We start from the raw sequence: 11,638 nt of genomic DNA, 5'->3' as shown, positions 1-11,638 counted from the left end.
CGAATATAAAGAAGGTAAATGGGTCGTCTTGCGATCACAAGTGATCCGCAATTATCAGACCGGTCAGTCCGAATATATCAGAGCATTGTTACTACTATCGCCACGGTGGGATACGGTGATATCACACCCTCTACGGACATACAAAGAATATATACGATATTTGTTATTATGTTAGGCGCAGGCGTGTATGCAACCGTTATCGGTAATATAGCAAGTATATTAGAAAATATTGATCTAGCTAAAGCGTCCCAAATGAAAAAAATGACCCAAGTGGACTCTTTTCTGAAAGCAAGGATAAAACGGTTTTACTGAATTTGCAAGAAGGTCGGTTTTTCGGTGAGTTGGCCTGGGTAACGGACGAGCATAGACCTGCGACAGTTCGAGCTACGAGCGCCTGTGAAATTTATACTTTAAGTAAGTCGGACTTCGATCATTCTCTGGAGAAATTTTTCGGAATTCAGATCCGCAATAGAAGAATCGGTTGCCAATTTGAAAAAATAACAACTCTAATTTCTCTTTCTTACATCGGTTTCGAAATTACTTGACCGAATCATGGATTCTGCTAAAAAGCACCGGCTGAAATAGGAGATTTTATGCTACCGGTAATACCGCTAAATTATTTGGCAATTTTGGTCGGAGTTCTTGCAAACATAGTGATTGGATTCCTTTGGTTCGGCCCGATCTTCGGGAAGGTTTGGGCAAAAGAGATGGGTTATGAAAATTTACAACCCGATAATAAGCAGATGATCAAATCGATGGTCATCATGATCATAGGTTCTTTTCTGACCGCGTATGTTTTAGCTCATAGTTTATTTGTTTGGAAACCTTCTTCTTGGAATCTTCCTGGAGACGGACCTGCTTGGATGTACGGAGCCTATGCCGCATTCTATACTTGGCTAGGTTTTTATGTACCGATGCTTTTGAGTTCCGTAGCTTGGGAATCTAGATCCTGGAAATTGTTTTTTATCAATGCGGCGTATAATTTGGTTTCTTTAGCGGCTATAGGGCTAATTCTTGCGGTTTGGCCGGCTTAAAATTCCGGAAAGAAATTCAATCAACCTAGTATATTTAAAAAAAGGGATTCCAAATCGGGATCTCTTTTTATATCTTAATCTAAGATCCGAAATTTATTTCCGATGGGCCCCCGGAAGTTCCTCTTGAAAAGTAAGCATAACGTATTCATTTTTATTCCTTCTTTGATAGGACTTTTGGTCCTTCTCGGTTGGCTATTGGATATCGAGATCCTGAAACGACCCAGGGCTTCCATGGTCGCAATGAATCCAATGTCTGCATTTTCTTTCGTTCTGATCGGACTTGCACTTTATCTCAATTTAAATCTGCCTGATCTAAAAACGTCGCGCAACATTATACGTTTTATAGCGTTATTTGTCATTTTTGTCGGCGTTTCTAAATTGTATTCGATCGCAAGCGGATTCGATTTGGGAATGGATAACATTCTTTTTTCGGATAAGATAGCAAAGGATATCGTAAAAGGTGTTCCGAACCGAATGGCGCCGAATACCGCTTTCGATTTTGTTGTGCTTGGATCCGCCGTTTTTTTAAGTTCTTATCGTAAGGACCTATTAAACTCAATTTCCAATTATCTATGTATTTTGGTCCTTCTGGTCGGACTTTTCTCCTTCATCGGTTACTTGTATCAGGTTCAGGAATTTTACGGAATTCTTTCGTATATTCCTATGGCTATTCATACAGCCGTTAGTTTTATTCTACTCGCCTTCTCCCTTCTATTGATCAACGGACAGTTCGGATTTATGAAGGTTTTTACTAGCAAAACTTCAGGGGGGATTTTAGCGCGGGTTTTAATTCCGTTCCTGATCGTTATTCCGGTTCTATTCGGTTATTTCCGCATCTATTTGAATAAATTGAATCCTGTCAGTTTGGAACTGGGAGTAGGCTTCTTGATGACCGGGATCATACTCACTTTTTTCGTTTTGGTTTGGTTCGTCGCCAATCAATTGGAAAAATCGGATAAAGCAAGGACGGAAGCTGAGAGAAAATTATCGGAATTGAATCATGAATTAGAGAAGTTGGTGAATTCCAGGACCATGGATCTATTCAAAAGTGAGAATAGGTTTAGGACCATTATAGAACAATTCCCTTATCCTGTTTTGACATATAATCCGGAAGGGATTTGCACTGGAGCAAATTACGCCTGGGAAGAAATGTGGAATACCAGGCGAGATGTATTAGTAGATTATAATATATTAAAAGATCCACTGATAAAGGAAGCCGGATTTTTTCCTTTTGTTGAGAAGGCATTCGGAGGAATGCCGGCGATCTCCGAACCTTTTTCTTATGATCCTAAGTTAATCGGGAGTTCCGGAAGGCACCGTTGGTTGCAAATGCTCCTTTATCCCGTTAAAAACTCTGCAGGAAATATCTTAGAAGTGATTGTGGTCCATCAAGACATTACCGCTAGCAAAGAGGCGGAGAATGAGATCCGTTTATTGAATAACGAACTGGAAGAGAGAGTTAAAATTCGGACGGAACAATTGGTTTTGGCCAATCAAGAATTGGAGTCCTTTTCTTATTCCATCTCTCACGATTTAAGAGCGCCAATCCGAGGGATCAGCGGATTTACTCAGATCCTGATGGAAGATTACGGAGTGAATTTTGATGCGGAAGGGAAAAGAATTATCGGCAAAATTCTAGAAAATGCCAAGCAGATGGGGCAGTTAGTGGATGACCTGCTGGAGTTTTCCAGGTTGGGGAGAACGGAGCTTGCCGAAAGGGAAATTCCCATGAAGGACCTGGCTGTCGCAGTATATAATGAATTAATAAACTTAGAATCGAATAGAGAGATCCGATTCGAAATAGAAGATATTCCGAATATAAGGGCGGATCAACCTGCCGTTCGCCAACTTTGGGTGAACCTTATCTCGAATGCGATCAAGTATACTAAAAAAATCGAATTGCCCATTATCCGGGTAGGCTCATTGGGATCGAATGGAGAAACCGTTTTTTACGTTAAGGATAATGGTGCAGGCTTTAATATGCAATATTATCATAAACTTTTTGGGGTCTTTCAAAGATTACATTCCAATGCGGATTTTGAAGGCACAGGAGTAGGTCTTGCAATAGTAAAAAGGATCGCTTCTCGTCATGGTGGAAGGGTCTGGGCAGAATCAAAAGAAGGAGAAGGCGCTACCTTTTATTTCACTTTGCCCGGGCAGGTTCCAAAATTGAAGTGATTCCGGGATATGAACTAGTCGGTCTCTTTGAGAGGAATTACCTTCTAAAAACCCGATTTTTATATCGTAAAATGTTCGGCCTAGTTTTTAGGATCTTTTTTCTTCCAAGTAACCGCATCTATCCTCTTCTGAGATTTGGAATCGGAAATAAGAATATCCAACCGTTTAAGTCTAGTTTCTTCCTTTTTGGGGCTGATCACCCACCAAATGGAGGTTCGCCGGTAATAGGGGGCTTGCGTATTAAAATACTCCCACGCCTTCATATCTTTTTGGAATTGTTTTTTATATACTAAAGGAAATTCTATTTTCTTCTGTTCGAAAGAATATTGTGCGGTTTTTTTCTTTTCGGAATGGAATGCTTGGAGGCCGGACTCTTGAACTAAACCTTCTTGTATCAGCGCTTGTATACGTTTTACGTTAACCTGACTCCAAATACTTCCTATCTTTCGGGGAGTAAATCGGACAGAATAACTTTCTTCATCTATATTCTTTCTAATCCCGTCTATCCAGCCGAAACATAATGCTTGGTCTACCGCTTCTCCATAAGAAATTCCTTTTTTAGAGGATTTTGTTTTATAAAATCCTAGAAGAAGTTCGGTCTCTTTTTTATGATTTTTGGAAAGCCAGGAGCGGAATTCCTTTCCGGTCTTAAAGAACTTTGTTATCATTCGGAAATTTCTACTTGGCAGAAGTTTAAAGTATATATAACTTTATGAAAGTTATTTTCGGCAGGTATTATGAACAAAAGAGGTTCCAGGTCCGGTTTTTTTAGTCTTTTGACTGCGGTCGTATTATTGCAAAACTGTCTGACTGCTTCAGCGAATATCCAGGACTATAAGGAACATTTTATAGGCAATGATCCAAAGGATCTTTCTTCCGAGATCCCTAAGGGAAAAGTAAGAGCGGTGTTCTTAGGGACCAGCTCCATCCTATTGGACGATGGAGAGACGCAGATCTTAACGGACGGATTTTTTTCTAGGCCTTCTCTTTTTCGTACGATGTTCTCTAAAATTTCGTCCGACGAACAAGAGATCAAATACGTTATGCTTCTTGCAGGTATAAACCGGTTAAAAGGGATCTTGGTATGTCACTCTCACTACGATCATTCTATGGATTCTCCTTTTATCGCGAAAGAGACCGGAGCAAAATTATACGGTTCTATTTCCACCATTCAAATCGGAAAAGGAGGAGGAGTCCCGGACGAACAGTTGGCTTTATTTCAACCGGGTAAAAAGATCCAGATCGGTAAGTTTAAGATCACCGTACTAAATTCGAAACATACTCCTCCTTTCAAAATTTTAGGAAAGACGAATGCTGCGGATCCGAACAGGCCGGATTTAACGGAAGTATTGTCTCAACCGGCTAAGGCGGAAGATTATATAGAAGGCGGGACTTACGATTTTTTAGTGGAACATGGAAAACATTCCATCTTGATCAAAGGGAGCACGAATTATATAGAGAATGCCTGGGAAGGACTGAAAGCCGATGTAGTATTTTTAGGGATCGCGATGTTAGGAAAGCAAGAAGAAGGATTTAGGACCAAATATTACGAAGAAACAGTTGTTAAAACTTCTCCCAAGATGGTGATTCCCGTACATTGGGATAACTTTTTTAAACCCTTAAGTCAACCTTTGGAGCCTAACCTTAGTTTAGGAGATGATGTAAAAACCGGAATGGAATTCATAATACGGAAAACGTCTCAGGACGGGATCCAATTTAAGATCCTAAGAGGTTTCGAAAGTATTCTGTTATTTTAATATACTGGTTTGCAAGTATCAAGGCGGTTATAATGGATGATGAGGAAACCCTGGAAAAAGTTTTGGTATTTTTGGAACCTTTCGGTCCCGATCTGAAAAACGGATTAAGTAATCATGCTCCCATGGCCTGTGAGGCATTACTCACCATGGGGAAAAAAGACAGTATCTTTCCTTGGTTGGAAAGATATGGAAATCAGTTCATTGAGAAAAAGAAACCTAGGAACAAAATTTACGGCGGAGACTGGAAAACATTTTTAGGGATTCCTGATACTTATCCGGAATGGGAAATATTTTTTAATACTGAGTTAGAGGGAGGTTCTTGGCAGAATACTCTCTCCGAATGGGCAGTCAAACTTGCTCCGGGGATCTGTGCCGATGCTACTCATGGGGTGATCCGTACCGGACATGCGGTCCGAAGTCTTTCTAGAAAGGAAACTAAACGTAAAAAGAGGGAACTCGCTTCCGGCTTGGCAGTTTGGGCTTCTGCTTATTTGGAATTGCCTACTTCTTTCGATTCTTTACTGGGTTTACAACCGGAAGACGCCATCCAAAAGGTGGATTTTATTCCCGAGGAATCCAAAAATTTTTCAGGTACGATCGTTTCTTCCCTACAAGTATTGGGAGAATACGAAAATTTTGCACCGGTGATCGGATATTTGAATGTGTCGGACGAACCGGAAGAAATTATCTCCGGTTTGTCGGAAGTTTTTTCTAGAGTAGTCTTGAATAATGTAGAGGATACACTTTCAGCGATCGTTTTTATCCATTCAGTCACAAGTGTGTCGGCTCTTAGAAGTATATTACCGTTTTTGAATGAATACGAAAAGAAATCGGTTTTAAGATATTCCTGGCAATCCGGGGCGGCGTTGTTTTCTACATTCGGTAAAAGATCGGATCTGAAACTGCCTGAAAAATCGGAGAATGAATCCAGGCAAGAGATGATAGAAAGAGCTATAGAACATGGAGACGAACATGCGATCAAATTTACGGAAGTATGTCTGAAAGAATACGAATATAATCCTTCTCCCGCATACTATGCCGCTGCCCGTTTGGTTCGAAAATATCTGGAACCGTTACCTCAATAGAGCATTGTTCTAAATGTCAAATTGATCCTAGGTTGTTGGATCGATTTGGTTTTAGGCAAACTGTGTAGCCAAAATTCCTGGGTTTCCCCTTTCATGATCAATAAACTTCCATGTTCCAATAGTAAGGAAATTTGTTCTTTCGTGGACTTATGTTTAAAGTAAAATTTCCTTTCCGCTCCGAACGACAAGGAAGCGATTGTGGAATTTTTTCCTAATGCTTTTTCGTCGTCGCTATGCCATGCCATTCCTTCTTGTCCATTATTGTATAGATTGAGTAAGCAGGAATTAAATTTGGTCCCGGTGATCTCTTCCGTTAAAGTTTTAAGATCCGAAAGCCATTTTGTCCAAGGGAGTGCCTTCTTAGTCGTATTGGAATAAGTATATTGATAATCCGCGTCCCCATACCAAGCTACCATTCTTTTGGTGATAATATGTTTTCCGAATATAATAGCTTCGTCATTTTTCCAAGGTATGTCCTTTAGAAGTACATCCAAGTAACTGTCCGCCGAAGATTTAGCAAGAACTGGACCGAAATACCGTACAAACCCTTCATAAGGTAAAAGATTTCTATCCGCTTCTTCTCGGAATAAATTCATAGATCGTTCCTGTTGATCATATCCGTCTTGGCTGCTTCCCAACCGATCATTGCTACTTTACGGGAATCTCCCCAATGGTATTCTCCGAACTCCCCGGAAGAACGGATCACTCTATGGCAAGGAATAAGGAAAGCAACCGGGTTGTTTCCGATTGCGGTGCCTATCGCCCTTGTCGCTTTAGGATTTCCAATTTGTTCTCCTAATTGTCCGTAGGTGGAAAGTTTTCCCATCGGGATTTTCAAAAGTGTTTCCCATACTTTGAGTTGAAAGTCCGTACCTTTTAGATGTAATTTGATCTTACCTAATTGACTCCAATCATGAGTGAATATGAATAAAGCATTTTGTTGGATCATATCAACGGTTTGGTGATACGTTGCATTCGGAAAAAGGGACTTTAGCTCTTGGAAAACCCTCTTTTCATTTTCGAAAAATGAAATATAGCAAATTCCTTTTGGAGTGGAGGCCACCAATATTTTGCCAAAGGGGCATTCCGCGTAACTGTAATTAATCGAAAGATCCTTTCCTCCGTTCTTATATTCTCCCGGGGTCATTCCTTCGATATTGATAAACAGATCGTGTAATCTTCCTGTTCCGGAAAGTCCCGAGTCCAAGGCGGCATCCAATAGGGAGGAACCGTTCTTCTTCAATAATCCTTTCGCGTATTCCAAAGTAGTATATTGTAAAAACTTTTTCGGACTTACTCCGGCCCAGTCGGTGAACATTCTTTGGAAATGATGAGGGCTAAGCCTTAGTTTGTTTGCCACATCTTCCAGGCTCGGTTGTATTTTAAAATTCTTACGTAGATAAAAGATCGCTTCCGAGATCCTGTCGAAGTCAGTGTTTTGTTGTCCTTTCATGTTTCCAAAGTATAAACAGGACGGATAAAACTCGAAACCCGATACTTGCTGTTTTTACGGGGGAAAAGTCTCGATCCTGATCTTAAGGGCATAAAAATAAAGGTATGTCCATTTTTCTCGAGATCCTGAATGCGGAATTCATTAGTCCGACATGACTGTATGCTTGGGGAAAATTTCCCCATTGGGATCCGTTTACCGGATCCACGTCTTCTGAGAATAGACCAAGATGATTTGTATACGATAGAAGATTTAGAAAATATTCTTTTGCTTCTTCTAATCTTCCCACACAGGCTAATGCGTCCACGTACCAGAACGCACAAACAAGAAAGGCCGTTTCTGGAGGGCCGAAATCGTCATTATGTTTATAACGGAAAAATAATCCTTCCTTCGTTTTTAATTCCGATTCCAGGACCGTTAAATGTCGTTTCGCTTTATCCGGTTCGTCTTTCAGATATCCAAGGCTGATCAATTGTAATAGACTGGCATCCAGATGTTCAGTACCTTCCGCTTGCGTATAAACGCCCCTTCTACTATCATAACATGCCTCGATACGTAGCGTGGATCTTTCCTTAAGGGAAGCTGCTAAGTCGCAAATATCCTTATCATTCAATTTAAGTCCGATTTTTTCAGCCGCTGCGCTACCCGCCCAATGGAATAAAAAAGTATAACAGTGTTTCTGTTGAAGATTCCTGAATTCCCATAAACCGGCATCCGGTTCGTCCATTGTCCGTTCTATATGTTTAAGAAGATTTAATATGGATTGTCCAGAGGAAGATTTACTTTTTTTATGAAACCTTGCATCCAAATATAAAGGCATGATAGAAAGTAGGATTTGTCCATAAACGTCGTTTTGGATATGTGTAAACGCCTGATTGCCGATCCTAACCGGTTTATTCCCTAGATAACCTTCCAGATCTAAGATCTTCTCCTCCAAAATTTCCTCGCCTAAAATGGAAAATAAAGGCTGTATTCTCTCTCTTTTGGTCGAAGCTATATTTTCTAAAAAATGGGAATAATGCTCCATCTCCTCGAAATGGCCTATGCCGTTCAACGCGCTAAGAGTATAGTAAGCGTCCCTGATCCAGCAGTAACGATAATCCCAATTTCTCCCGCTGGAAGGAGATTCGGGAAGGCTTGTAGTTCCTGCAGCGATGATCGCTCCCGTATCCTGGAATTGGTGGAGTTTCAGAGCTAAAGCAGATCTAATGACTGCTTCTTGCTGGAATTCGCCTATGGAGCAGTGTTTTACCCAATTTCTCCAATATTCTCTGGTTCGATCCAGCAAATCCTGGATCTTCCTTTCGGAAGGGTTTTCCGGATGATCGCCGTAACTTAATACCATGTATTTGGTTTCGTTCAAAACGAAGGATGTATTTTTAAGAATATAGTGAAGTGATATATTTGTAGTTAGTCGGAGTTCCGATGTTAGACCGGTAAATAGTATATGGTTGCTGGCCAAACTGGCTTTCGGTAGGAAATTCCCGTACGAATCCCTAGGATCACAGATTATTTTGATCTTCGGAGAACCTTCTATAGGTTCAATCTTTCTGATAAGCATTAAAGGTTTATAATGTATTTCAGCCTCGAAAAAACGTGGCGCGAAATCTGTTACCCAAAAAATCCCGTCCGGACAAGTAACCTTTGTTCGAATGATATTTGTATTTTCTTCGTATTTTTGTTCGAAATTTGCACTTTGATCCTCGGGCACGATACGGAAGGACCCTCCTTTGTCCCGATCTAAGAGAGAGCCGAAAATAAAAGAGGAATCGAACTTAGGCCAACATAACCATTCTACTTCCGTATTTTTGGAGATATACGCTAGGAAGGAACAATTTCCGATGATCCCGGAGGAATATATATGTTTATCCAAAATTGTCTTCTCCCGGTAGAGGTCTTGCCAATAATTCGATTAAGTTTAATACTTGTTCGGGGGATCTGAGATAGTAGCGGGCATCTGTTGGGCCGATTCCAACTTTTATGGAATATGTGTATTTTGGAAGTTCACGAAACATATCCTCATCAGTCCAATCATCTCCCACCGCCAAAATAAAATCAGCGGAAATTTCCGAAGCGATTTGCTTAGAAGAAATTCCCTTATTGACTCCGGAACATTTTACTTCAATAACCTTATTACCTTTTAAGACCTGAACATCCAAATTTCCGGTATAATTGACTAAATCGTTCAGAAGTTCCCGAGTCATAGAGTCAGCAGCATCTTTTTCCGCTCCGCGGTAATGCCAAGCCAAAGAGAATTCTTTTTCTTCGATAAAAGTACCCGGAAGGCGTCTACAGTATTCTTCCAATATCGGATAGAGATCCGATTTCCAGCCTGAGGAAAGCTCCCTAAATAATTTCCAGTCTCCGTTAACCTTGTACCAGACTCCGTGTTCCGCGATAAAACATAAACCTAACCCGGAAAGAGTTTTGTCCAGCCAATGCCTATCTCTTCCACTTACGATGCAGACGGTATTTTTTGGATCGGAGGAAAGGCGTAACAAAAGATGTCTTAGTTTGAATTCCGGAGTCGCTTCCGCAGGATTGTTTACGAAAGGGACCAGAGTACCGTCATAATCAAAGAACAGGACCCTCTTCGATGAATTCAAGAATCTAGTCAGGATCTCACCTTGGATCTTTCCTTCTATAATTTTAGCGGATAGATCTCTGGTATTCTTTTTGGTCTCGTCTAGTCGGGTCAAAAAGTCCGAGGCCCATTTGATTACATCGTATTTACGGATACGTTCGATCATAGGAAGGTTTCTTACTATTTGTTCTTCAATCGGACTGGTAAGAGCCTCAAGGATCGCGCTACTTACATCTTGGGGATTGTTCGGGTTGATAAGGATCGCTTCCCCTAATTCTTTTGCGGCCCCGGTCATTTCGGATAAAACTAACATTCCAGAATCGTCCGGCCTCGAAGCCAGAAACTCCTTAGCGACCAAGTTCATACCGTCCCGAAGAGGAGTGACTAAAGCGACATCCGAAATGCCGTAAAAAGCGACTAATTCTTCGAAAGAAAAATACTTGTAACGGTAAATGATCGGGGACCATTCCATCGTGGTATAAAGACCGTTGATCCTGCCCACCATCTTCTCTATTGATTCCCTCATTTTGCCGTATTCTTCCACTTCCGAGCGGGAAGGAACGATAATCATCAAGAGAACGACTTTCTCTTTCCATTCGGGATGTTCTTCCAAAAATAATTGGAATGCCTCCAATCGTTTCGCTATTCCCTTGGAATAATCCAGCCTATCTACCGTTAGCAGCAATTTTTTATCCTTGATACCGCGTCCTAATTCTTGTCTTAAAACTTCGCATGAATCGGTAAGTGAGAATTGCCGGAACTTTTCGAAATCTATTCCCATCGGGAAAGTTTCCACCTTTATGAATCTATCGCCGTGATTAATAAGCCCGAAATGATTATCTAATCCTAATATTCTAAGTACAGATCTTAAAAAATATTGAGTGTAATCGTGAGTATGGAATCCTATTAGATCGCTTCCTAGGATCCCCAAAAGTATTTCCTTTCTCCACGACATAGGCAAAAGTCTGTAAATTTCGAAATGAGGAAAGGGAATATGCAGAAAAAAGCCGGTCTTTATATCAGGAACCGCCTCCCTAAGTAATGAAGGTAAAAGAAAGAGATGATAATCGTGTATCCACACGGTATCACCGGGTTCGTACACACGAAGTACTTTTTCCGCAAATCTTAAATTGATCTCCTTATAAGATTGCCATTCTTCTTGGGAATAATTCGTATAACTCGGGAAATAATGGAATAAAGGCCAGATAGTACTGTTGCAAAAACCGAAATAAAATTGTTTTAACTCACTTTCGGAAAGATATACGGGAAAATATCCGAATCCTTCTTCAAGAGTTTTGCTTACTTCCTCTCTTTTTACTTCCGGGACGAAAAGACCCGGCCAACCGACCCACACAAATTTAGTATCAGGACCGAGTTTTTCCAAAAAAGAAGAAACTCCCGTCGCGAGACCGCCTGCACTTTTACGAGAATAGTATTTACCTTTGCGAACAGTAAGATTTACGGGGAGTCGGTTCGAGACGATGATCAATTTGTTCTTTTGAAGGTTCATGGCTTCAATATGGAACTAATCCCACCTACAAGCATGAAGA

The 11,638-nt window shown here is 40.7% G+C and carries 11 protein-coding genes; 6 read left to right on the top strand and 5 right to left on the bottom strand.

Translation table 11 applies throughout. The features are described from left to right. Positions 1-18 precede the first annotated feature (18 nt). The 4 genes from AB3N61_RS13880 to AB3N61_RS13865 all read left to right on the top strand — a co-directional run bounded on the left by AB3N61_RS13880 (position 19) and on the right by AB3N61_RS13865 (position 3,212). The gene (locus AB3N61_RS13880) at positions 19-312 is read left to right on the top strand and encodes an ion channel (protein WP_052005230.1); all 294 of its coding nucleotides are present in this window, start codon (positions 19-21) and stop codon (positions 310-312) included. A 2-nt stretch (positions 313-314) separates the two neighbouring features. Next, positions 315-545: a cyclic nucleotide-binding domain-containing protein gene (locus AB3N61_RS13875; protein ID WP_367897863.1), complete on the top strand. Its 231-nt coding sequence runs from the start codon at positions 315-317 to the stop codon at positions 543-545. A gap of 48 nt (positions 546-593) precedes the next feature. Beyond that, positions 594-1,034 carry a DUF1761 domain-containing protein gene (locus tag AB3N61_RS13870; protein ID WP_367897862.1) on the top strand — a complete coding sequence of 147 codons (441 nt, stop codon included), beginning with the start codon at positions 594-596 and terminating at the stop codon, positions 1,032-1,034. A gap of 123 nt (positions 1,035-1,157) precedes the next feature. Next, a complete protein-coding gene (locus AB3N61_RS13865; RefSeq protein ID WP_367897861.1) occupies positions 1,158-3,212 on the top strand; it encodes a sensor histidine kinase in 2,055 nt (684 codons plus the stop codon). 80 nt (positions 3,213-3,292) lie between these two features. On the opposite strand, the gene AB3N61_RS13860 is transcribed toward AB3N61_RS13865, so the two are convergent. After that, the gene (locus tag AB3N61_RS13860) at positions 3,293-3,880 is read right to left on the bottom strand and encodes a YdeI/OmpD-associated family protein (protein WP_367897860.1); all 588 of its coding nucleotides are present in this window, start codon (positions 3,878-3,880) and stop codon (positions 3,293-3,295) included. A 69-nt stretch (positions 3,881-3,949) separates the two neighbouring features. On the opposite strand from AB3N61_RS13860, the gene AB3N61_RS13855 reads away from it, so the two are divergent. Beyond that, positions 3,950-4,969, top strand: a complete 1,020-nt coding sequence (locus tag AB3N61_RS13855) for an MBL fold metallo-hydrolase (protein WP_367897859.1) — start codon at positions 3,950-3,952, stop codon at positions 4,967-4,969. A gap of 32 nt (positions 4,970-5,001) precedes the next feature. Then, positions 5,002-6,054: a questin oxidase family protein gene (locus AB3N61_RS13850; protein ID WP_367897858.1), complete on the top strand. Its 1,053-nt coding sequence runs from the start codon at positions 5,002-5,004 to the stop codon at positions 6,052-6,054. On the opposite strand, the gene AB3N61_RS13845 is transcribed toward AB3N61_RS13850, so the two are convergent. The 4 genes from AB3N61_RS13845 to AB3N61_RS13830 form a co-directional block, all read right to left on the bottom strand. Further along, on the bottom strand, positions 6,048-6,650 hold the full coding sequence (locus AB3N61_RS13845; RefSeq protein ID WP_367897857.1) for an alpha-ketoglutarate-dependent dioxygenase AlkB family protein: 603 nt from the start codon (positions 6,648-6,650) through the stop codon (positions 6,048-6,050). The two genes, AB3N61_RS13850 and AB3N61_RS13845, sit on opposite strands and share 7 nt — an antisense overlap. Next, the gene (locus AB3N61_RS13840; protein WP_367897856.1) at positions 6,647-7,507 is read right to left on the bottom strand and encodes a methylated-DNA--[protein]-cysteine S-methyltransferase; all 861 of its coding nucleotides are present in this window, start codon (positions 7,505-7,507) and stop codon (positions 6,647-6,649) included. Before AB3N61_RS13840 ends, AB3N61_RS13845 begins: the two co-directional genes overlap by 4 nt. Positions 7,508-7,589: 82 nt before the next feature. Further along, positions 7,590-9,377, bottom strand: coding sequence for a glycoside hydrolase family 15 protein (locus AB3N61_RS13835; protein ID WP_367897855.1), 1,788 nt, complete (start codon positions 9,375-9,377; stop codon positions 7,590-7,592). After that, a complete protein-coding gene (locus tag AB3N61_RS13830) occupies positions 9,370-11,598 on the bottom strand; it encodes a bifunctional alpha,alpha-trehalose-phosphate synthase (UDP-forming)/trehalose-phosphatase (RefSeq protein WP_367897854.1) in 2,229 nt (742 codons plus the stop codon). Before AB3N61_RS13830 ends, AB3N61_RS13835 begins: the two co-directional genes overlap by 8 nt. Between the last annotated feature and the right edge of the window lie 40 nt (positions 11,599-11,638).

It is taken from the genome of Leptospira sp. WS58.C1 (genome assembly GCF_040833995.1).
GTDB lineage: Bacteria > Spirochaetota > Leptospiria > Leptospirales > Leptospiraceae > Leptospira_B > Leptospira_B cinconiae.
The sequence above is the reverse complement of the archived record's forward strand: the minus strand, read 5'-3'. Positions and strand labels throughout refer to the sequence as shown.

Coding starts and splice junctions, on each gene's coding strand:
- AB3N61_RS13880 (WP_052005230.1), top strand. CDS start 19: ATGGGTCGTCTTGCGATCACAAGTGATCCGCAATTATCAGACCGGTCA.
- AB3N61_RS13870 (WP_367897862.1), top strand. CDS start 594: ATGCTACCGGTAATACCGCTAAATTATTTGGCAATTTTGGTCGGAGTT.
- AB3N61_RS13860 (WP_367897860.1), bottom strand. CDS start 3,880: ATGATAACAAAGTTCTTTAAGACCGGAAAGGAATTCCGCTCCTGGCTT.
- AB3N61_RS13855 (WP_367897859.1), top strand. CDS start 3,950: ATGAACAAAAGAGGTTCCAGGTCCGGTTTTTTTAGTCTTTTGACTGCG.
- AB3N61_RS13850 (WP_367897858.1), top strand. CDS start 5,002: ATGGATGATGAGGAAACCCTGGAAAAAGTTTTGGTATTTTTGGAACCT.
- AB3N61_RS13845 (WP_367897857.1), bottom strand. CDS start 6,650: ATGAATTTATTCCGAGAAGAAGCGGATAGAAATCTTTTACCTTATGAA.
- AB3N61_RS13840 (WP_367897856.1), bottom strand. CDS start 7,507: ATGAAAGGACAACAAAACACTGACTTCGACAGGATCTCGGAAGCGATC.
- AB3N61_RS13830 (WP_367897854.1), bottom strand. CDS start 11,598: ATGAACCTTCAAAAGAACAAATTGATCATCGTCTCGAACCGACTCCCC.